The sequence below is a fragment of the Nocardia testacea NBRC 100365 genome, assembly GCF_000308775.1.
Taxonomy (GTDB): Bacteria; Actinomycetota; Actinomycetes; order Mycobacteriales; family Mycobacteriaceae; genus Nocardia; species Nocardia testacea.
In genome coordinates this window covers 13,786-34,736 of record NZ_BAGJ01000081.1, presented here as the reverse complement: position 1 = coordinate 34,736, position 20,951 = coordinate 13,786, and the positions used below count along the sequence as shown (strand labels likewise).

Annotated in this window: 18 protein-coding genes and 1 pseudogene; 8 read left to right on the top strand and 11 right to left on the bottom strand. The window is 69.4% G+C overall.

The features are described from left to right. Both ON38_RS10300 and ON38_RS10295 read right to left on the bottom strand, forming a co-directional pair. Nucleotides 1-388: pseudogene (locus ON38_RS10300) on the bottom strand (hypothetical protein); the annotation flags it as partial. 236 nt (nt 389-624) lie between these two features. Then, nucleotides 625-2,730: an AMP-binding protein gene (locus ON38_RS10295; RefSeq protein WP_051164570.1), complete on the bottom strand. Its 2,106-nt coding sequence runs from the start codon at nt 2,728-2,730 to the stop codon at nt 625-627. A 303-nt stretch (nt 2,731-3,033) separates the two neighbouring features. Here ON38_RS10295 and ON38_RS10290 point away from each other — a divergent pair, with 303 nt between their 5' ends. Continuing rightward, a complete protein-coding gene (locus tag ON38_RS10290; protein WP_157181719.1) occupies nt 3,034-3,252 on the top strand; it encodes a hypothetical protein in 219 nt (72 codons plus the stop codon). 54 nt (nt 3,253-3,306) lie between these two features. Then, nucleotides 3,307-4,227 (top strand): LLM class F420-dependent oxidoreductase, encoded by a 921-nt coding sequence (locus tag ON38_RS10285; RefSeq protein ID WP_039824311.1) that lies wholly within the window; start codon nt 3,307-3,309, stop codon nt 4,225-4,227. Between the two features lie 48 nt (nt 4,228-4,275). On the opposite strand, the gene ON38_RS10280 is transcribed toward ON38_RS10285, so the two are convergent. From ON38_RS10280 to ON38_RS10270, 3 genes are all read right to left on the bottom strand, one after another. Further along, nucleotides 4,276-5,742, bottom strand: a complete 1,467-nt coding sequence (locus ON38_RS10280; protein WP_051164572.1) for a three-helix bundle dimerization domain-containing protein — start codon at nt 5,740-5,742, stop codon at nt 4,276-4,278. A 131-nt stretch (nt 5,743-5,873) separates the two neighbouring features. Further along, entirely contained in the window at nt 5,874-7,439 is a 1,566-nt protein-coding gene (locus ON38_RS10275; protein WP_039824310.1) for a phytoene desaturase family protein, read from the bottom strand. Nucleotides 7,440-7,479: 40 nt separating this feature from the next. Then, entirely contained in the window at nt 7,480-9,072 is a 1,593-nt protein-coding gene (locus tag ON38_RS10270; protein WP_039824309.1) for an AIM24 family protein, read from the bottom strand. A gap of 321 nt (nt 9,073-9,393) precedes the next feature. Here ON38_RS10270 and ON38_RS10265 point away from each other — a divergent pair, with 321 nt between their 5' ends. Next, nucleotides 9,394-9,744: a hypothetical protein gene (locus tag ON38_RS10265; RefSeq protein ID WP_039824307.1), complete on the top strand. Its 351-nt coding sequence runs from the start codon at nt 9,394-9,396 to the stop codon at nt 9,742-9,744. Nucleotides 9,745-10,044: 300 nt separating this feature from the next. Then, nucleotides 10,045-10,800, top strand: a complete 756-nt coding sequence (locus ON38_RS10260) for an SDR family NAD(P)-dependent oxidoreductase (RefSeq protein WP_039824306.1) — start codon at nt 10,045-10,047, stop codon at nt 10,798-10,800. A 14-nt stretch (nt 10,801-10,814) separates the two neighbouring features. Here the strand turns inward: ON38_RS10260 and ON38_RS10255 are convergent, their stop codons facing one another. From ON38_RS10255 to ON38_RS10245, 3 genes are all read right to left on the bottom strand, one after another. Beyond that, on the bottom strand, nt 10,815-12,005 hold the full coding sequence (locus ON38_RS10255) for a cation:proton antiporter (protein ID WP_039824304.1): 1,191 nt from the start codon (nt 12,003-12,005) through the stop codon (nt 10,815-10,817). A gap of 10 nt (nt 12,006-12,015) precedes the next feature. Further along, a complete protein-coding gene (locus ON38_RS10250) occupies nt 12,016-12,498 on the bottom strand; it encodes a cation:proton antiporter regulatory subunit (protein ID WP_039824303.1) in 483 nt (160 codons plus the stop codon). Nucleotides 12,499-12,635: 137 nt separating this feature from the next. Continuing rightward, entirely contained in the window at nt 12,636-13,487 is an 852-nt protein-coding gene (locus tag ON38_RS10245; RefSeq protein WP_039824302.1) for a bifunctional 5,10-methylenetetrahydrofolate dehydrogenase/5,10-methenyltetrahydrofolate cyclohydrolase, read from the bottom strand. Nucleotides 13,488-13,751: 264 nt separating this feature from the next. Between ON38_RS10245 and ON38_RS10240 the strand changes: the two genes are divergently transcribed. Further along, entirely contained in the window at nt 13,752-14,630 is an 879-nt protein-coding gene (locus tag ON38_RS10240; RefSeq protein WP_245563989.1) for a YdcF family protein, read from the top strand. Between the two features lie 50 nt (nt 14,631-14,680). Here ON38_RS10240 and galT read toward each other — a convergent pair whose 3' ends face one another. Further along, entirely contained in the window at nt 14,681-15,832 is a 1,152-nt protein-coding gene (galT, locus tag ON38_RS10235) for a galactose-1-phosphate uridylyltransferase (protein ID WP_039824299.1), read from the bottom strand. A gap of 293 nt (nt 15,833-16,125) precedes the next feature. Between galT and ON38_RS10230 the strand changes: the two genes are divergently transcribed. Beyond that, nucleotides 16,126-16,749: an NUDIX hydrolase gene (locus ON38_RS10230; protein ID WP_083872498.1), complete on the top strand. Its 624-nt coding sequence runs from the start codon at nt 16,126-16,128 to the stop codon at nt 16,747-16,749. A 59-nt stretch (nt 16,750-16,808) separates the two neighbouring features. Further along, nucleotides 16,809-17,606, top strand: a complete 798-nt coding sequence (locus tag ON38_RS10225) for a putative protein N(5)-glutamine methyltransferase (protein ID WP_039824298.1) — start codon at nt 16,809-16,811, stop codon at nt 17,604-17,606. Here ON38_RS10225 and ON38_RS10220 read toward each other — a convergent pair. After that, on the bottom strand, nt 17,590-18,417 hold the full coding sequence (locus ON38_RS10220) for an SDR family NAD(P)-dependent oxidoreductase (RefSeq protein WP_039824297.1): 828 nt from the start codon (nt 18,415-18,417) through the stop codon (nt 17,590-17,592). The genes ON38_RS10225 and ON38_RS10220 overlap by 17 nt on opposite strands. A gap of 42 nt (nt 18,418-18,459) precedes the next feature. Next, nucleotides 18,460-20,031: a succinic semialdehyde dehydrogenase gene (locus tag ON38_RS10215; protein ID WP_039824295.1), complete on the bottom strand. Its 1,572-nt coding sequence runs from the start codon at nt 20,029-20,031 to the stop codon at nt 18,460-18,462. Between the two features lie 180 nt (nt 20,032-20,211). Between ON38_RS10215 and ON38_RS10210 the strand changes: the two genes are divergently transcribed. Beyond that, nucleotides 20,212-20,937, top strand: coding sequence for a TetR/AcrR family transcriptional regulator (locus ON38_RS10210; protein WP_245563988.1), 726 nt, complete (start codon nt 20,212-20,214; stop codon nt 20,935-20,937). Nucleotides 20,938-20,951 lie beyond the last annotated feature (14 nt).

Here is a 20,951-nt window from a genome sequence, read left to right as displayed (position 1 = left end):
GCACGCCCGACTGGACGGCTCCCTGCGCCGCGTCCGCCACGGGGTTCCGGCTGTCCCCGGCCGGTGCGGCGGTGCCGGCGTCGCGCTTGACCAGGCCGCGCAGCAGCAGCGGCCGGACGACCTCGCCGGCCAGCACGCCGAGCAGCAGATAGAGGAACAGCGCCGCCCACAGGAATCCGGGCCAGGTCAACCAGCGCCAGTCGGCCCGGTCCACCTCGGCGAGCATCACGCCGAACGCACCACACATCGCGATCGCGCCGGCCCCGAGGACGATACCGCCGGGTATCCGCCAGCGAGATCCGTCCCGCGTGGTGTCGCGAACGAGCCGCCGCCACAGGTACCAGTGCAGCCCGGCGATCAGCCACGCCACGGCCAGTCCTGTGAGCACGGAAACTACTACCACGGAGGATGCCTCTCCCGACCGATTGATTGTGCGGCTGATGAATCTACCCCTCGCCGCCCCGCCCGCCGTGGCCCCCGCACCCGTTACCGCGCCCCGCGGTGGCATGTGCACCGGCGTGGCCGATCCGGCAACCGGGGATCACTCCATGTCGCCGTGAGTATCGGGTCGTTCAGCATCGCACCGGCATTCGCGCTGCGGCAGGACAGCGCCGGCCGCCGGTGTCACACCGACCCGGTGACCCCCAGCCCGCCCAGCCCCGACGGTGGAAGTTCCCCGTCCTGCCGCCCGGCCAGTAGCCGTTTCAAGATCTTTCCCGTTTCCCCTCGCGGCAGCGCCGACATGAAGGTCACATCCCGGGGGACCGAGAACCGGCTCAGCCGATGCCGGATATAGGTGCGCACCATATCCGAGTCCAGGCCCGCCCCTTCGTGTTTCACCACGAACGCCGCGAGCCGCTGGCCGAATTCGGGATCCGGTACACCCACCACGGCGACTTCGCTGACCTGGGGCAGATGTGCCAATGCCTCCTCCACGGGGCGCGGGAAGACGTTCTCGCCGCCGGAGATGATCATCTCGTCGTCCCGGCCGGCGATGAACAAACGGCCGTTGACGTCGAAATATCCGAGATCCCCGGTGTCGAGCATGCCGTGCGCCTCGTCGGGTGGCGCGGAATTGACGTAGCCGTCGAACAGCATGTGGTTGCCGACGAAGATATGCCCGGTGGCACCGATCGGCACCGGTTTGTGGTCGGGTCCGAGCACCGAGACGCGGGTGCCCAGCGGCGGCCGCCCGGCGGTCGTGGGCGCGAAGCGCAGATCGGCGGGGGTGGCGATGGTCGCCCAGGAGACCTCGGTGGATCCGTAGACGTTGTAGAGGATATCGCCGTAGGCGTCCATGAACCGCAACACCGTCGCCCCCGCCAGCGGTGCCCCGCAACTGATCACCTGGCGCAGACTGGAGGTGTCGTAGCGGGCACGTACCGCCGGCGGCAGATCGAGGATTCGATTCACCATGGTGGGCACCACGATCATGGTGGTCACCCGGTGTTCGGCGACCGCGCGCAGGCAATCCTCGGCATCGAATCGTTCCGGCAGCACCACCGTGCACCGCAGCGCGGTACTCAGCTGCAATCCGGCCAGCCCCCAGGTGTGGAAGAGCGGCGCCGGGATGAGCATCGTCGATTCCATCTCCATCGGGATCCGCGACAGCAGCGCGGCGATGGTGCCGAATCCCTTGGGGTGGGGCCGCCGCGCCCCCTTCGGGATTCCGCTGGTACCCGAGGTGAGCACGATCAACCGGCCGGGGTGCGCGGGCCGGCGGAACTCCGTCTCGCCCTGCTCGATCAGATCCTCGAGGGTGTACCGCCCGGGGACGGGCGGCCGCTGGTCGGTGTTGAACCGGGGCAGGTCGTCGTGCAGGTACTGCACCAGTTGTTCGAGGTCGCCGTCGACGAACAGGGCCGAGAGCCGGTGCCGCTGCACGATCTGCTCGATGGTGCGCGCGGACAGCCCGGCATTGAGCAGTGCGACGTCCACTCCGAGTTTGCCGGCGGCCACCATGGTTTCGACCATTCCGGCGTGATTGCGGGACAGCAGTCCGATCGCGTCGCCCGCGCCGAGTCCCACCGCCGCCATCGCTCCGGCCAGAGTGGTGCTGCGCCGGTCCATCTCGGCGAAGGTGCGCGACCCCCGATCGTCGATCACGGCGGGCCGGGCCGGTGCGTACGCGGCGCCGGCCGCGTATCCTCCCGCCAGGTTGAATCCCCATTTGTTCAGTGACAGCAGCTGTTTCATCACCGCGTTGGGCCGGGTGCGCACCACACCGCTGACGGTGACCTGACGCAGCACCTCGAGTTGGCGGCGTACCAGCGAACCCTCCCCGTTGACCACCGTCGACGTCCGCGCGCCGCGCAGGATATCGGCGATCCGGCGCAGGCCTTTGGCGGTCCAGTCCTGGATCGCCGAATTCGACAGTTCGGTGAGGTGCCGATGCACCCGCCCCGGCGCGAAGAAGGTGATAGATACCGTGCTGCGGTCGCCTTCGCCGTACATCCGCAGCGCCGCGAAACTGCCGATCTCCGGTGCGTGCAATTCCAAGCTCTCGTACCACCGGCCGGTGACCACGCGCACGCGCAACACCCGGATACCGGCCTCCGGGGTGCCGAGCCGGAATTCGAACACCGGTTCCGCGCCGGGCAGGTCCAGCCTGGAGCAGGCGCCGATACCGGTGAACACCCGCGGATAGGTCTGCGGGTCGAGGAGCATATCCCAGACAGCGGCACGCGCTGCGGGAATCTCCGCGACCATATCGATGACGTCGGTGACCAACTCCCGCTACTTCTCGTCGGCCCGCAACGAACAACTGGGTCGGCGGGGTTACCCATCTGTAATGTCCCTCACAATAGCTCGGCGCCATAGTTGTTACCAGCGAGTAGCAATGGTCTGTGACAGGTCACGAAGGGGTTTGCCCGGCGTTCACCCGCAGGTGCCGATCCCGCCGTTGGAGCTTGTCCAAGCCGGCCGGTCACCCCGGTGTGAGAACTCCCAGCGACCACTCACTCCACCGGTACAGCTGTTGTGCGCGAACTACATTCGGCCGCGTACCCCTCGTCCGCGATCCGGAGGACCACGATGCACCAGACCCGACGCCGGGTGGCCATCACCCACATCGACGAAATTCTCGACTATTTCGGCAAATGCGCCTCCTGCGGATATCCGGCCCGCGCCGAATCCACCCGGCGCGTCTTCGACAACGGCGAGATCGAAACCCTCGTCATCGCCAGTTGCTCGCTGCCGTGCGGCTGGTCCGACCGGGTATCGCCCACGAGGATGACCGGCCCCGCGGCCTGACCCACGGGATGCCGCCCACGGCCGCCACCGCACCGGTGCGGCACGATGATGCCCATGGAACTGCGAATCTTCACCGAACCACAGCAGGGCGCCGACTACCCGACGTTGCTGAGCGTGGCCCGCGCCGCCGAGGAGCTCGGCTTCGGGGCATTCTTCCGTTCCGACCACTATCTGCACATGGGTTCGGTCGACGGCCTGCCCGGCCCCACCGATGCCTGGATCACGCTGGCCGGCCTGGCCCGGGAGACCAGCCGGATCCGCCTCGGCACCCTGGTCACCGCCGCCACCTTCCGGCTGCCGGGTCCGCTGGCCATCCAGGTGGCCCAGGTCGATCAGATGTCGGGCGGCCGGGTGGAACTCGGACTCGGCACCGGCTGGTTCGCCGATGAGCACACCGCCTACGGGATACCGTTCCCGGACGACAGATTCGGCCGCTTCGAGGAACAGCTTGCGGTGATCACCGGACTCTGGGAGACCCGGCTCGGTGACACCTTCGATTTCACCGGCAAGTACTACGAACTGGTGAAATCCCCCGCCCTGCCCAAACCGGTGCAGCAGCCGGTGCCGGTGATCGTCGGCGGCCAGGGACCGAAACGCACGCCGCGGCTCGCCGCCCGGTACGCGACCGAGTTCAATGCCCCGTTCGTCTCGGTGGACGACAGCGCCGCCCAGTTCGATCGGGTGCGCGCCGCGGTCGCCGCGGCAGGCCGGGCGGCCGACAGCATGGTGTACTCCAATGCGCTGGTCGCCTGTGTCGGAGCGAACGAAGCGGAGATCGCGCGCCGCGCCGACGCGATCGGTCGCGAGGTGGACGAGCTGCGGGCCAACGGACTGGCCGGCTCCCCCGCGGAAGTGGCCGACAAGATCGGGCGCTACCGCGAGATCGGCACCCAGCGGATCTACCTGCAGATCCTCGACCTCGCCGACCTCGACCATCTGGAGCTCATCGCCGGCGAAGTCGCCGCGCAGTTGTGAATCCGGCGAGCGGACGGGGCCGCGGGCTCCGTCCGCCCGGACGCCGGATCAGCGGTACGCGGCGGCCACTCCGTCGATCAGATGCTCGAGGGTCTCATAGGCGGGAACATCGACGATATCGACCAGGTCGGGCGATACCGGTATGTCGTGTTCGGCGACCACCTCGTCGAAGCGGGCCACATCTCCGGTCCGGAAACCGTGTTCGGCGGCCAGCGACTGCAACTCGGCATCGGTGTGCAGTAGCGCCCCGATCTCCTCCCCCTCCGGGGTGAGCGGGACGACGGTGTGCCGGGACAGCACGGTGGGCGAGGGGTACAGCAGCACCGAGTCGGGCCGCAGCCGTCCCTCGACCGCGGCCGCCACGTACTGCGCCTCGTAGATCCAGGTCATCGGGGTGGGTCCCATACCCGCGGTCAGGTATTCCTCGAACGGGCCCGCGCTGGAGCCCTCGGTGTAGCCCTGGGCGAGGAACAGGCGCTGCAGCGTGGGCAGCACATGCTGTTCGGCGGTGGCACCGCGCACGACCGCGTGATCGTTGACGACATAACTGGCCACCGCCAGGTACATGGCCGCCGAATTCGAGGTCCGGGCGTCGGTGGTGCTGACCAGGATGTTCTTACCCACCCGGTAGGAGGTGTTACCGGCGAGTTCGTCCCATTGCACGCCGCGTTGCACGAGATCGATATAGGCGGAGAAATCCAGGCTGGGCGCCGGACCGTCGAACTTCACCACACCGGCCGCATCCAGCAATTGCACGATGGGGGTGAAGGTGGCGATCGCCATCGGCGAATAGAACGGTACGAACTGGGCGCTCACCCCCATCTCGCGTTTCAGCCGTTCGGCCGCCGGCAGGCTGGACGGGAACGCGAAAGCCCGGCCGTCCAGGTTCACCGAGGTGGAGATCTCCCGCGATCCGGCCGCCTCGACCCGCACGTCGTAGCCGTGCGCGGCGAACACCCCGGCGACCCGCTCGTCGGCGAAGAAGGCCGCCTTCTCCGAACCGACCACCCCGGTGACCTTCGTCAGCGCGGCACCGGCGACCGGCGCCGCCGGGGCGGGAGCGGAATCGGGTCGCGACACGGCCCACGCCGTGGCTCCTACCGCCACCACGCCCGCGGCTCCCGCCAGCGCGAACAGGCCGCGACGGTCGGTCCGCAGCGGGCGGTCGGCCGCTGCCTCGATCGGCGCCGCCGACCCGCTCGCGGCGGCCGGTGTGCCCTTCTGTACCGAGACCGGCGCGACGCCCGGCGCGGTGACCCCCTCGGTGGGGCCGGCTTCCTCCGCGGATTCGAATTCCCGGCGCACCACCCGCTCCACGAGAATGGGTACGAAATCACGCACCGTACTCCCGGCGAACCGTTCGTGCGCCGTGCGGATCGCGACATTCACCTCGTCGGGTGAACGATTCTCGGAATAGGCGGCGGCCAGCCGGCCCGCGAGGTCACGTATCGCTTTCTGCTCGCGAGCCGCTTTGTCCTCGGGGGCCCTGCTCTTCGGGACGGTATCGAGTGCCACGTATATCTCCTCGGCGCCGGGCATGGAATCGAAACGACCCGCCGGGCCGATCCACAGCCGACAACCCTACCGCCACAAAGTATTCGGATACTCCCACCAGTGAGCGTGACCGCCGATTCTCCGACCAGAATTCACCCGGCATTTCCCGGACGCTGGGCGGCGGTTTCCTCGAGAACGGCCATGGCCGCATTATGCCCGCCGATTCCGCTCACGCCGCCCCCGCGTACCGCGCCCGCACCACAGCGCAGCACATTCGCGTGACCGGTTTCCACCCCCCAGCGCTGCGCGGGCGTGTCCGCGGGTCCGGTCCGGTACGGGAAGGACAGATCGCCGTGGAATATGTGCCCGCCGGGCAATCGCAGCGTGCGTTCCAGATCCACCGGAGTGGCGGCTTCCAGACACGGCGCGCCGTGGGCGTCACAAGCCAGGCAATCCCGGACGGGTTCGGCCAGTACGGCGTCGAGCGCGTCGAGGCTCGCGGTGACCGCGGCCTGCTTCACGGCCTCCGGATCCGATTCGAAAAGGCTTGCCGGAGTGTGTAACCCGAAGAGGGTAAGGGTGTGCAGCGCCGAACCGGCCGCGATACCGGGATCGGTCAGTGTGTGACAGTAGATCTCCGCGGGCGGGATCGCGGGCAGCCGTCCGGCCGCCGCCTCCCGGTAGGCCTGTGCCAACTGTTCATAGGTTTCGGCGATATGGAAGGTCCCGGCGAACGCGTCCTGCGCGGCCACCGCCGGATCACGCAGGCGCGGCAGCCGGTCCAGCACCATATTGATCTTCAGCTGGGCGCCTTCGGGTTTTCCGCCGGCCGGTTCGCCCAGCAATCGCGCCGCCTCGGCGGGCGAAGCGTTGACGAGGACATACCGTGCCGCCACGGTCCCGGCCGCCGCCCCGGCGAACTCCACCGCCGCGGTGCGCCCGTCGGTCGCCACGCCGGTCACCTCCGTACCGGTCACCAGTTCTGCCCCCGCCGCCCGGGCCGCGTCGGCCAGCGCGTCGGTCAGCGCACCCATACCGCCCACCGGCACATCCCAGTCGCCGGTGCCGCCGCCGATCACGTGGTAGAGGAAACAGCGGTTCTGGGCCAGGGACGGATCGTGCGCATGAGTGAACGTGCCGATGAGGGCGTCGGTGAACACCACGCCGCGCACCACATCGTCGGCGAAATACTGTTCGATCGTCTCGCCGAGCGGCCGCTCGAACAGTTCGGCCCACACCCGGTCGCCCACCCGCCGCCGCAGTTCCCCGGCGGTAGGCAGCGGTTCGGTGAGCGTCGGGAAGACCGCCCGTGCCACCGCCCCCGTCATCGCGTAGAACCGCTGCCACGCGGCGAACTCCCGGTCCGATCCGGTGACCCGCACGAAACTGTCCCGGGTTGCCGCCGGTGACCGGTTGTCGACCAGCAGCCCCGACGATCCGGCCGGTGTATAGGAGGAGATCCGCCGCTTGCGTGTCCGGAAGCGCAGGCCCAGCTCCCCGACTATCCGGTCCGGCAGCAGGCTCACCAGGTACGAGTACCGGGACAGCCGGACATCGACACCGTCGAACACCCGCGCCGAGACGGCCGCGCCGCCGGTCACCGCCGCCTGTTCCAGCACCAGCACCGATTGCCCGGCGCGGGCCAGATACGCCGCCGCGACGAGGCCGTTGTGCCCGCCGCCCACGACCACTACGTCGTACCGGGACCGCTTCACCATAGGACGTCGATACCACACCCCCGGCGCCTCGGCGGTGAGGCTAACCGAGCAGACCGCCCAGCAGACCGCCGCTCTGCCCGGCTTCCTGGCCGCCACCGGTCCCGCCGAGCATGCCGCCGGGCGGCAGCTCCGAGGGTTGCACGATCACGAAACCCCGGCCGGCGAACGACAAGGTGATGCCCTCCCCGGTGCTGCGGCCGATGAGCCGGCCCAGCCCGAACGAATCGTTGCGTTTCACGCTCGTCTGCAGGCTCGACGACCAGGCGATGGCCGCCTGCGGATCGGCATAGGTGGGCTGATCGACATTGAGCACGACCGGACCGCCGTGGCTGGTGATGGCGATCCGGCCGCGGCCGGTGAACACGCAGTTGAACAGGCCGGCGTTACTGGCGAATCCGGCCGCGCCCTGCACCATCCGGATGTCGTAACCCAGAGTCGGGTCGAAGGCGAGTACATTGGACCCGTTGATGGTGAGCCCGTCGGTGCCGTCCAGATCGATGATGTGCACATCCGCCGCGCCGTTGGCGACGAACAGATCGCCGCGCCCGGACACCTTCATCAGCGGGACGCCCTCGCCGGTGAGCCGCTGCTGGATCGCCCGGCCGATTCCCCCGGAACCGAGCGCCTGGAAATGCAGATCACCCTGGTAAGCGACCATGGATCCGGAGCGGACCAGCGTTTCGCCGTTCACGCCGACCTTGATCATCTTGCTGCCCTGCTTCTGAATGCCCATCCCGGACACTTCGGCATGACGCGGGTCGAACAGCTCGCTGTGCATCGGCTGAGCTCCTTGCTGGGAAGAATATGCGGGGGGCTGGTGCGGGGGGACGGGCGGCGCCGGATGGGCCGGTCCGGGTGGATACGACTGCTGGGGCGGATACCCGGGCACCGGCGGGTACCCGGGCGGCGGCGCCGCGGGGTACCCGGAGGGCGGCACCGGCGGCGGACCGGGATGCTGCGGATACTGCGGCGCCGGCTGCTGAGGCACCTGATGCTGAGGCATCTGAGGCATCTGAGGCTGCGGGGGCTGATACTGCGGAGCGGAATATTGCTGCGCCGCGACCGGATTGGCCACCATGGTGGGATCCGTACGGGACGGAGGCGGTACCGGCGGGGTGGGAGCCGGCGGGACCGGATCATCGTCGACGTTCACCCCGAAATCGGTGGCGATACCCGCCAGGCCGTTGTCGTATCCCTGCCCGACCGCACGCACCTTCCACGCGCCCGCCCGGCGGTAGATCTCCACGCAGACCACCGCCGTCTCGGTGCTCAGCTTCGACACCGCGAAGGTGAGTGTGCCCTGCTGCCCGGTCACCGTCGCGGTGAGCGATCCCACCGCACCGAAGGTGGGCGGCCCGCTGCCGTCCAGGCTCGCGGTGACCACCACTTTGTCGATATCGCCGGGAACGGCCGGGGTCTGCACGTCGACGACATCACCGGCGCCCTGCCCGTGCCGGTAGGTCACCCCGGGGGCCGCCGGCTGGTTGAAGAACACGAAATCGCCGTCGGATCTGACCTTTCCGTTCGCGGCGAGCAGCAGCGCCGAAACATCCACCGGCGCGGAACAGGTCACCGTCACCGTCAGCCGGTCACCCGGCGCGGGCCGGTTCTCTCCCGGAGCGAGCGCGGTCACCTCGTATCACCCCGACCCGATACGTACCGGACCGGGTTTCGGCCGGTCTCCCGAGCGACCGGGCCCCCGGCCGCCCACCCGTATGACTTCTGATCCACACCGACGAGTCTGACCGATAGCGCCCACGCCGCGCCACCGCGGTATCCGACACGCCGCCGGCGCGGACGCCACCTGCGCCGAAACGCCACGGCGCCCGACGACGATGACTCCGGTGAACCGCCGTCGAACCTGAGAATTTTCACAGCCGCAGCACAGCCAACGGCCAGGCCACGGCGGCATCCTGGAATCGGACGAGCGGAACTCGGCATCAGGGAGGAACCCATGGTGGACTTCGAGATCACCGGCACCACCGTCACTGTTCACGTCCGCGGCGCACATCGAGTGCTGTCGCTGTGCGACCACATCACCTTCGACCTCGCGAATATCGTGGCCGTCGAACCGGCCGAGATCGACCGCCGGCCCCCCTGGGTGCGCGCCCCCGGCGTGTTCTTCCCGGGCGCGATCGCCGCGGGCACCTTCCGGGGCAAGGGCCGGAAGGAATACTGGGACACCCTGTTCGGCGGTCACGCCGTCCGCATCGACCTGCGGGGACACGATTACACCCGCCTGGTCGTCGACGTCGACGATCTCGATGCCGCGATCGGTTCCCTCCGCCACGCCGCCGCTGCCTGAGGGCGGACCACAGATCCGCCGATCGACCTCCTCGCCGCGAGGCCGATCGGCGGATCTGTGTTTATTTGCGCGCCTCGGCACCGATCTATGGACGGCCGACTGCACACACAGGCCCGACTCGCCCACCGAGCCGACGGCTTCCGCGCAGCGGCGATATCGGCAGGTCGCCGGGTAGGGTACGGGCCAGCGTGGCAGGCTCGGTGCCCCGCGACGCATACGACGAGAGGCCGAATATCCGGCGGTCCCGGCGGATCCCTTCCCGGTGCCGCGCACGTGCTGTTCCGACATCGCGGAGGAGATATGGCGGATTTCACCGGGAAGGTCGCTCTGGTCACCGGCGCGGGATCGGGGATCGGGAGGGCGACGGCGGTGCGCCTGGCGAGGGACGGCGCGCAGGTGGTCCTCGGCGATGTGGATGTGGCGGCCGTCGAGCGGGTCGCCGGGGAGATCGGTGATGCCGGCGGTACGGCGGCCGCCATCGCACAGGACACCGCGCAGCTCGCCGACCACGAGGCGGCGGTGGACTTCGCGGTCCGGACCTACGGCGCACTGCATCTGGCGGTGAACAACGCCGGGATCGGGGTGAGCCCGGGACCGATCGGTGAACTGGACGCCGAGAAGTGGCGGCGGCTCATGTCGATCAACTGTGACGGCGTGGTGTACGGGATGAAATACCAGATCCCGGCCATGCTCGCCGCCGGACCGCGGGGATGCGCGATCGTCAATATGTCTTCGGTGCACGGCACGGTCGCCACCGACGCGCCCGGATCGGCCTACACCTCTTCCAAACACGCGGTACTCGGGATGACCAAGGCCGCCGCCGTCGAATACGGCGCGACCGGACTGCGGATCAACGCGGTACAGCCCGGCGTCATCGCCACCCCGCTCACCGAGATGCCCGACGACGCACGGCAATTCCTGGAGAACAAACATCCGCTGGGGCGGTTCGGCCGGGCCGACGAGGTCGCCGCGGTGATCGCGTTCCTGCTCTCCGAGGACGCCTCGTTCGTCACCGGGGCCGGATACCTCGTCGACGGCGGTTACACCGCCCTCTGATCCGTTCTCCCGGCCTACTCGTCGGCGGTATCGGGTTCCGGCTTCGGCTGCCGGGTGATGATCCGCAGCACCGGCTCCACCACCCGTGCCGCGATCGGGCCGACCGAGGCCATCAGCAGCACGTAAGTCGTTGCGAGGGCGGCGAATTCGTCGGGCACCGCGCCCGCGGCCACCGCCAGTCCGGCAATGACGATGGAGAATTCACCGCGCGCCACCAGCGCCGCACCGGCGCGGGCACGACCCAGCCGCGAGGAGCCGGCGTGCGCGGCGGCCCACCAACCGGTGGCGATCTTGGTGATCGTGGTGATCACCGCGAGCAGCACCGCCCATCCCAGCACCGGCGGGATACTGCGTGGATCGGTGGTCAGGCCGAAGAGTACGAAGAACATGGCGGCGAACAGATCCCGCAGCGGTTCCAGGATCTTGGTCGCGTTGTGCGCGGTGGTATCGGAGATCGCGATTCCCAGCAGGAACGCGCCGACCGCCGCCGACACCTGCAGCGCGGAGGCCACCCCGGCCACCAGCAGCGCCGAACCGAGCAGCTTGAGCAGGAAGATCTCCCGATCGTCGCTGGCCACCACCGCGGAAACATATTTGCCGTATCGGAAGGCGACCACCAGCACGACGGTCACCGCGAGCAGGGCGATACCCAGCGATTGCAGGCCCGCCACGAATCCGAGACCCGCCAGCACCGCGGTCAGCACAGGCAGGTAGGCGGCCATCGCGAGATCCTCGAATACCAGGATCGACAGGATCACCGGGGTTTCCCGGTTACCGAGCCGGCCCAGATCGTTCAGGACCTTCGCGATGATTCCGGACGACGAGATATAGGTGACACCGGCCATGGCCAGCGCCCCGGTGGGGCCCAGCCCCAGCAGCAGGGCGACCACCACGCCGGGCGTGGTGTTCAGGACCAGGTCCAGCAGGCCGGCCATCCAGGACCTTCGCATCCCGGTGAACAATTCGGCCGCACTGTATTCCAGGCCCAGTAGCAAAAGCAGCAGGACCACGCCGATCTCGCTGGCCAGATGGATGAACTCGTCGGCTTCGTGTAGTTCGAAGAAACCTCCTTCCCCGAACACCAATCCACCCACCAGATACAGAGGGATTGGGGACATGCCGATCCGGGCTGCGATGCGTCCGAGCACTCCGAGCCCGAAGAACACCGCCCCCAGCTGGATCATCGCCAGCGTGGTCGCATTCATCGCTACAGGTTCAGCCGTCTTTCAAGATATCCGCGGCGCTGTCCAGCCCCTCCGAGGTGCCCACCACGATCAACACATCACCACCGGTGAACACGAAGTCCGGCCCCGGGGCGGGCATCGCCTGGCCGGCGCGCATCACCGCCACGATGGAGGCCTTCGTCCGGGTCCGCATCCGGGTCTCGCCCAGGGTGCGCCCGTCGTAGGGCGAGTTCTCACCGACCGGCAACTGCCGGGTGTTCACGCCGTCCATGTCCCGGTGCTCGTTGCGCAGCTGGCCCACCAGCTGCGGGGCGCCCAGCAGATTGGCCAGCGTGCCCGCCTCGGCCTCGGTCATCGGGATCTGCGTGGTGGCGTCGGGATCGCCGATCCTGGTGAAGATCAGATCGATCGTCCCGTCCTTGTGATCGACGACCCCGATCCGCCGGCGTACAGCGGTGAGCGGAAAATCCTTGCGGACGCCTATTCCCGGCAAGGGTGTCACTTCGACGTTCACGATGTCACCTTAACTCGACTGCGAGTGCGGACCGATAGCCGCACACACTAGCGCTACCCCGTGGGGCCCGGCCCCGAACCTTTCCGGCGGTCCGGTTCAGCGGTAGCGGCCGGTTCCACGCGCCGGTCCGCCTGGGTTCACCCGGCCCGTTCGGCCGCGAGCACGACATGGCGCATGAGCAGCGCCGTGGTGACCGGGCCCACGCCGCCCGGCACCGGGCTCAACCCGGCCGCGATTCCGCGGACGGATTCGGCGTCGACATCGCCGACGATCCCGCCGTCGGCGGCTTCGTTGGTGCCGACATCGATCACCACGGCGCCCTCGCGTACATTCGCGCCGGTCACCAGTCCGATCCGGCCCGCCGCGGCGACGACCACATCGGCCGCCGCGGTGACCGCGGGCAGGTTCGTGGTCCGGGAATGGCAGACGGTGACCGTCGCGTTCTCCGCCAGCAACAGCTGTGCCAGCGGTTTGCCGACGACATTGGATCGTCCCACGATGGCGACGTGCCGCCCGGCCAGTGCGACACCGTGATGCTTCAGCAACTCCACCACCGCTTCGGCCGTGGCCGGCGCGAAACCGGCCGATCCGGCGGTGAGCAGTCCGAGCGAGAGCGGGCTCACCCCGTCGACGTCCTTGGTCGCCACGATCGCCGGGGACACCTCGTCGAGCGTCACGCCAGCGGGCAGCGGCGTCTGCAGCATGATGGCGTCGGTGCCGGGGTCGGCGCTGCGCACCGCGAGCTCGGTACGCAGCGTGTCGGCGGAGGCATCGGCGCCGAGATCCACGGTGTCGCAATCGATTCCGCGGTTGGCGGCCGATTTCTTCAAGGAGTTCACGTACCAGGCACTGGCCGGATCGTCGTTCGCGACGACCAGTGCCAGGCGCGGGGCACGGCCCGCTTGCTCGGTCAGCGCCTGCGCCCGGGCCGTGGTATCGGCGTTGATGGCGGCGGCGAGGTCTTTCCCGGTCAGCGATGCGGTATCCACGGATGTTCACCCTATCGGGCGTGCCCCGAGGGGACCCCACCCGCAACCCCGCAGACCGCGGGATATTAGTGTGTCGGTGGCACCGATACGCCCCGCAAAGCTGTAGCCAGGGGTTTCACGGGACATGTCCCCGATCGGACAGCCGCAAATACCGGGTTCCGGCCGACACCGGGCCTATGGTGGGTTGCCACATACCGCACCCGAATTTCATCGAACGAATCATCTGCGAGAACCCCGCTCCACCCGTGGAAAGGTGTCGCCGTAGTGCACAGTCGAAGAGGTTTGCAGTATCTGGTGGCGGCCGCGGCCGCCGCGACGAGTATCGCGCTCGCCGGGTTCGCCGGCGCGCCGGCCCAGGCCAGCCCTGATACAGACGCCCTGTACAACGCCGCTCAGCGCCATTTCACCGAGGGCGATTCCGTCGCCGGCCGGGCCGCGCTGCACGATCTGATCGGGCGGGATCCCACCGATGCCGAGGCGCTGTCCCTGCAGGCCATCTGGTCCCATTACGCGGGCGATATCCCGGCCCTCAACGATGCGATGGGCCGCCTGCGCGCCGTCGACGGCGCCATGGCCGCCGGCACCGACGGTGTCCTGCACGCGGTCGGCGCGGGGATCGCCACCCTCCCGAACCCACTTCCGGCCCTGGTCGGGCCGCAGACCGGGATCGTGGTCTTCGGGTTCGGGCTGCTTCCGGACGGTTCGCCCCGCCCCGAACTCGTCGAACGTCTGCAGGCCGCCTGGCTGCAGGCCATCGCCTCGCCGTTCTCGCCGATCGTCGTCAGCGGCAACAATCCGAGCAACGGGATCACCGAGGCCCAGGCCATGGCCGGCTGGCTGATCGGCCGGGGTATCCCGGCCGAACGGATCCATGTGGAGAACCGGGCCGGTTCGACGGTCCAGAACGCGCTGTTCAGTGCCGATATCCTGCACGGTCTGGGCGCCCGGACCGCGGTGGCGGTGACCTCACCGAACCATATCCGGCGCGCGGTCGCCGATCTGTACGTCGCCGGAATTCCGGTGGTGGGCGCCACCACCTCGTTGAACCAGCTGGTCTCCCAGCTGCCCCCGCCCGGCAAACAGGCCCAGTACAGCATCTACCTCGACGCGACGCGCACGTTCCAGCTCAGCACCAGCCGCTGACCCTCGTATGGGCACCGCCCCCGGTTCGGCGAGCCGGGGGCGGCCTCCCGCTACCCGCGGACCGGCCGTGGGGGCGGGACCCGGACCGACGCCACGGCCTCCCGGATCCGGGCCGCCGCCACATCCGGCGGGATATCGGCGATGAAGGCACCCATCGCCGACTCCGAACCGGCCAGGTATTTGATCTTGTCCGCCCCGCGTCGGATGGAGGTCAGCTGTAGATGCAGGCGCACGGTGTCGCGGCCGGTGTGGACCGGCGCCTGGTGCCAGGCGGCGATATAGGGGGTCGGATCGTCGTAGAGGGCGTCGATCCCGCGCAACAACCGCAGGTACAGGGTGGCCAGCTCGTCCCGCTCCGCCTCGTCGGTCGCCGCGAAATCCGGGATCTGGCGATGCGGCAGCAGATGCACCTCGATCGGCCATCGGGCCGCGAACGGGACGAAGGCAGTCCACCGTTCCCCGGCCAGGACGACGCGCCCGCCCGCGCGTTCCCGGTCCAGGATGCGCTGGAACAGGTTCGGACCCAGTCGCCGCACGGAATCGAGCACCCGTGTGGTCCGCGGTGTCACATAGGGGTAGGCGTAGATCTGGCCGTGCGGATGCGGGAGAGTGACCCCGATGGCCTCGCCGCGGTTCTCGAACGGGAACACCTGTTCCACTCCGGGCAGCGCGGACAGTTCGGCGGTGCGATCGGCCCACGCCTCGATCACCGTGCGAGCCCGGCCGGGGGTGAGATCGCCGAACGACCCCTCGGGCGCCGGGCTGAAGCACACGACCTCGCAGCGTCCCACCGCCACCAGTTCCCGGTCGAAGCCGAGGGCCACCATATCGTCGAGCCCGGCCGGGACCGGCCCCGCGCCTGCCGCCCCGTTCGCCAGCGCGGGGCCGAACGACGGGGACCGGTTCTCGAACACCGCCACGTCGTACTGATCGGGTATCTCCGACGGATTGCCCGGGGTCTGCGGAGCGAGCGGGTCACGGTCGGCCGGCGGTAGCACCACCCGGCTCTGCCGGGCCGCGGCGATGGAGATCCACTCACCGGTGAGAACGTCCTGGCGCATCACCGCGGTCGGCGGCCTGGGTTCCAGACGGCGGGTGTCGATACGGCGTTCGGGCCCGAGGCGGGTGTCGGCGTCGTCGTAGTAGATGAGATCGCGGCCGTCGGCCAGTTTCGCGGTGCGCTTCACGATGCGGCTGGGCACCCGTTCACGATAGCCAGCCGGGCGGGAGCGCCGCCGATCCGCGGCACCGGCGAGCCTGTCGTGGCGGCCGACGCAGTGGGCGGGGGTTCACCGGCGGCGCGGGCCCGCGCGTAGCCGTCCCCGGTCCCCCAGATGAGCGTGCCCGTCCCCGGTCGAGAAGTCCTGGCCCCGTCTGCGCCTCCCACGGTATGCCCCTGCCACCGCGGCGGACCGGCGAGAATCCCACGAGCTGCCCCGATGATGCGGAAATCCCACGAACCGGTCCCGCCACCGGATACGGCAGTATGGGTGCTGTGGACCAATCGGCGGTATCGGTGGATGTCGTGGCGTTGCGGTTCTGGGCCGACGACGCCGCGGCCACCTTCGGAATTGCGGCGCGGCAGCACGAGCCCTTCACCGGGCACGTCGCATTACCCGGTGTCCTGCTGGGACGCGGCGAACGCCTCGCCGAGGCGGCACGCCGGGCCGTGCACACCAAACTGGGCGTACCCGGCGACGCCATCGGCCCGGTCGGCCAGCTGGTGACCTTCGACGAACCCCACCGCGACCCCCGCGGACCCACCCTGTCCATCGTCATGTGGGCGGTGACCGGCCGGCACGACGGCCCCGCGCAGTGGGTGTCGTTCGACGAACCACCCGCTCTGGCCTTCGACCACGACAGCATCGTGGCGGCGGCGCGCGGCATGCTCTCGGGGCTGCTCTGGAAGGACCTGGCGCTCACCCGCGCCCTGCTCGGCGACGAGTTCCCGGCGACCCGTGCGGTGGACCTCACCACCTCCCTGCTGGGCGCCCGGCCCGATGCGGCGAACCTGAACCGCACACTCGCCGGTATACCCGGGCTGCACAAGACCGACGAACGCCGCCGCACCAAGGCCACCGGCAGGCCGGCCGCCGTCTGGTCCTTCGCCGATCGGTAGCCGGCGGGCGCACCCGTATTTCCGGTGCGCACCGCGCGCGCAGCCGACAGACTGTGCCCATGACCGACACCGCCGAGATCATCCGGCAGCTCCGCGCCGCCGGATGCGTGTTCGCGGAGGAGGAAGCGCAGCTGTTGATCGAAGCGGCGGCTTCCGACGAGGAGCTGGCCGGCCTGCTGGCCCGCCGGATCGCGGGCAGCCCGCTGGAGCATCTGCTCGGCTGGGTACGTTTCCGCGGCATCCGGATCGGCGTCCGGGAGGGAGTATTCGTACCGCGGCAGCGTTCGGCCCTGCTCGTGGAGGAAGCGCTGGCGCTGGCCGCGGCTCATCCGGTGCGCACGGTGGTCGACCTGTGCTGTGGCTCGGGGGCATTGGGGCTGGCCCTGGTCGACGAACTCGGCCCGCGGCCGGTGGAATTGGTGGCCGCCGATATCGACCCCGTCGCGGTGGCCTGCGCCCGCGACAATCTCGCGGCGGTCGGCGGCCGGGTGCACCAGGGCGATCTCTTCGGTGCGTTACCGGAAGACCTGCGCGGCCGGATCGATATTCTGCTGGCCAACACCCCGTATGTGCCCACCGGTCTGATCGCGCGGCTGCCACCGGAGGCCCGCGACCACGAACCCCAGGCCGCTCTCGACGGGGGGCCCGACGGCCTGGCGCTGGCCCGGCGCACCGCCGCGACGGCGGCCGGATGGCTGGCGCCGGGCGGGAGTCTGCTGATCGAGATCGGTGTGGATCAGGTGCCGGCCGCCCGCGAACTGCTCACCGCCGGCGGGCTCACCGCCCGGATCGTGCGCTCATCGGAGCTCGACGCCACCGTGGCCGTCGGCCGCCGTCCGGCTACTTCCGGCCGGTGAACTCGTCCATCGAGTGGTACACGCCGACGGTGTTGAGGAACAGATCCCGCAGTTTGACCGGCAGCACCCCCGACAGCGCCTTGTTCAGGCGCGAGGTCCACGGCAGGACCACGACCGGCGTGCCCTTCTTCATCTCGGTCCAGGACTTCTCGACGACCTTGTGCGGGTCCAGGATCGGAGTGAGCCAGAATCCCTTGGCGCCCTCGAACATGCCCGTGTCGATGTAGGTCGGACATACGGTGGTGACCTTGACATGGTCGTGACCGGCCTGCTCGAGTTCGATACGCACCGAGTCCGACCAGCCCAGCGCCGCCCATTTCGAGGCGGCGTACACACTCATGCGGGGGTTGTGCACGAGCCCGGCCGAGGAGGCGATGGTGAGCACCCGGGCCTCGGTGGTCCCGGCGACCATCGCCGGCAGGAATTCCAGGGTCACATACATCGGCGCCAGCGAATTGATCGCCATGGTCTTGTCGATGTCGCCGCGGTCCTTCGTTTCCCAGAAGTAGGTGTTACCGCGGACGATGCCGGCATTGTTCACCAGCACGTCGATATCACCGACGTCGACCCGCACCGAGGCCGCGGCCGCGGCGACCGCGTCGCTGTCGGAGACGTCGACCGTATAGGTGTGCACGGTGCCGCCGGCGGCGGTCAATTCGGCCGCGGTCTCGCGCAGGGCGGTGTCGTTGATATCCCAGAGCACCACGGCGGCGGCGCCCTCGCGCACCGCCCGGGCGGCGAAGAGTTTGCCCAGGCCCATGGCGGCCCCGGTGACCAGCACCTTCTTACCGGCCACGGTATCCAGTTTCATCGGTTTCGGATCCTTGTCGTCGCAGTGAGCTGAGGCAGTGGCCTACTTCTGGCGCAGCGTCTTCATGACCCGGAAGTAGAGTGTCATGGTCTTCGCCCACATCGCCTCCGACATCCCCGGCAACGGCGCGATCGGCAGCATCCGTTGCACCGCGATGGTCTGGGTGTCGACGTACTTCAACAGCCCCTCCGGACCGTGCCGGCGGCCGGTTCCGGAGATACCCATACCGCCCGACGGCGCGTCGGCGCTACCCCACGCGGCGATGAAACCCTCGTTCACGTTCACCGAGCCCGCATTGATCCGGGCGGCGAATTCGCGGCCGCGGGCGGCACTGCGGGTCCAGACACTGGCATTGAGCCCGTAGGGGGTGTCGTTGGCCTGGGTGACGGCCTCGTCGTCGGTGGCCACCTTGTAGATCGAGACGACCGGGCCGAAGGTCTCCTCCCGGTAGACCGTCATCTCGGCGGTGACATCGGTGAGCACGGTGGGTTCGTAGAAGTACGGGCCGAGGTCGGGGCGGTGGACACCACCGGCGAGCACCGTCGCTCCCTTGGCGACGGCGTCGTCGACATGGGCGCGGACCGTATCGAGTTGCCGCCGGAAGGTCAGCGAACCCATATCGGTGGAGTAGTCCAGCGGCGACCCCAGTTTCAACGCCTTCACTGCCGTGACGAATTCGTCCACGAAACGATCGTGCACGGCCTCGTGGACATAGATGCGTTCCATGGATTCGCAGAGCTGACCGGCCGAGGCGAAACTGGCCCGGACCGCGGTGCGGGCGGCCGCGGCCGGATCCGCGTCCGACAGCACCAGCAGCGGGTTCTTGCCACCGAGTTCGAGCGAGCAGCCGATGAGACGTTCGCCGGCCTGCCGGCCGATGGTCCGGCCGGTGGCGCTGGAACCGGTGTAGTCGACGTAGTCGGCGCGGTCGATCACCTCGCCGCCGATCACCGATCCACGACCCAGCACGATCTGCCAGAGATCCTCCGGGAGGCCGGCACGGACCGCCGCGTCCACCGCCCACAGCGCGGTCAGCGCGGTCTGGTTGTCGGGGCGGCCGACCACCGCGTTCCCCGCGACCAGCGCGGGCAGCGCGTCGGAGACCGCCAGGGCGAGGGGATAGTTCCACGGCGAGATCACCGCGACCACGCCCTTGGCCCGCTGATGTACCTGCACATCGGTGAGCACCGGCAGCACGCCGCGCGGATTACGGCGCGCGAGGAGTTTGGGCGCGGTGGCGGCGTAGTACCGGGAGTTGACCGCGACATCGCCGACCTCGTCGAAGGCGTGCGCCCGGGATTTTCCCGTTTCGGTCTGCACGATATCGAGGATGGTGTCCTGTTCGGCCAGCACCAGATCGTGGAAGCGCCGCAGTACCGCGGCCCGCTCGCGGACCGGAACCCGCGCCCACCGCCGCTGCGCGGTCCGCGCGCGGTCGAACGCGGCCTCGATATCGGCGACCGAGGACTGCGGCAACTCGGCGATCCGCTCCCCGGTGGCCGGTGCGTGCACCGTGACGGCCGGGGCGCCGCCGGCCGCGGCCCGCGCGAGCAGCGGGTGCACCAGATCCGGGGTCAGCGCGCCGGTGGCGGTGGGACGCTGGGCGGTCGTCATCGTCGGCGTTCTCCTGGGCGTTCGCGCGCCGCGGCCGCAGAACCACAGCGGAAATGATTAATGAAACAGTGGTGTTAGGGTAATCCTCGTGCCGTACGCCGTGTCAAGGGCTCCGTTCCGCGCAACAGTCCCGGACCGCCGAAGGCTGTGGGATCTCACAGACCCGCCGGAGGCCGCGTCGTGAACGCCTCGGATATCGAGCGGACACCGCGGCGCGAGCGGACACCGCGGCGCGGCCGGCCACCGCAGACGCCGGAACAGGCCGATCAGGTGCGCGCCCGGATCGTGCGGGCCACCGGCGAGGTGTTCACCCGCAACGGCTCCCGGGGGTCGAGCGTCGCGCAGATCATCGAGCAGGCTGGCCTGTCGCGCCCGACCTTCTACCGCTACTTCGCCAACGCCACCGAACCGCTCAACGCGATCCTCGATATCTCCAATGCCGAACTCGTCGGCGGGATCGCCGCTGCCCTCGAGGCGTCCGGGGAGGGCGTGGATCTCGGGATCCGGCTCATCGACGCCTACCTCGGCTGGGCGCGCGGGCACGGCCCCATGCTGCGGCCGCTGTTCGCCGAACTCCACGACCCCGGGTCGCCGGTATCGGCGTACCGCAACAACGCGCTGGACGGTATCCGCGCGATCGTCCGCACCAAGTTCACCGAACTGGGCCGCCCGGTTCCCGCACCACTCGATCTCGACGCGGCGCTGCACGTGTGCGAATACGTGGTCTACCGGATCTCGGCGGCCGCCGAACCGGGCGGCGAACCGGATCCCGAGACCGTGGCCGCGGCCCGCACGACCATGATCCGCGTGGTACTGGCCACCCTGGGCAATATCGGCGATATGCAGTACGCGATGAGCCTGCCCGGGATCTTCCCGGCGGCCCCGGACGATTCCCCCGGTGCCTGACGGCAGCTCTCCCC

What these genes read in the sequence shown, in the direction of transcription:
- ON38_RS10275 (WP_039824310.1), bottom strand. Translation starts at nt 7,439, where the DNA reads ATGGTGAAGCGGTCCCGGTACGACGTAGTGGTCGTGGGCGGCGGGCAC.
- ON38_RS10285 (WP_039824311.1), top strand. Translation starts at nt 3,307, where the DNA reads ATGGAACTGCGAATCTTCACCGAACCACAGCAGGGCGCCGACTACCCG.
- ON38_RS10225 (WP_039824298.1), top strand. Translation starts at nt 16,809, where the DNA reads ATGACCGACACCGCCGAGATCATCCGGCAGCTCCGCGCCGCCGGATGC.
- ON38_RS10255 (WP_039824304.1), bottom strand. Translation starts at nt 12,005, where the DNA reads ATGAATGCGACCACGCTGGCGATGATCCAGCTGGGGGCGGTGTTCTTC.
- ON38_RS10215 (WP_039824295.1), bottom strand. Translation starts at nt 20,031, where the DNA reads ATGACGACCGCCCAGCGTCCCACCGCCACCGGCGCGCTGACCCCGGAT.
- ON38_RS10220 (WP_039824297.1), bottom strand. Translation starts at nt 18,417, where the DNA reads ATGAAACTGGATACCGTGGCCGGTAAGAAGGTGCTGGTCACCGGGGCC.
- ON38_RS10260 (WP_039824306.1), top strand. Translation starts at nt 10,045, where the DNA reads ATGGCGGATTTCACCGGGAAGGTCGCTCTGGTCACCGGCGCGGGATCG.
- ON38_RS10290 (WP_157181719.1), top strand. Translation starts at nt 3,034, where the DNA reads ATGCACCAGACCCGACGCCGGGTGGCCATCACCCACATCGACGAAATT.
- ON38_RS10265 (WP_039824307.1), top strand. Translation starts at nt 9,394, where the DNA reads ATGGTGGACTTCGAGATCACCGGCACCACCGTCACTGTTCACGTCCGC.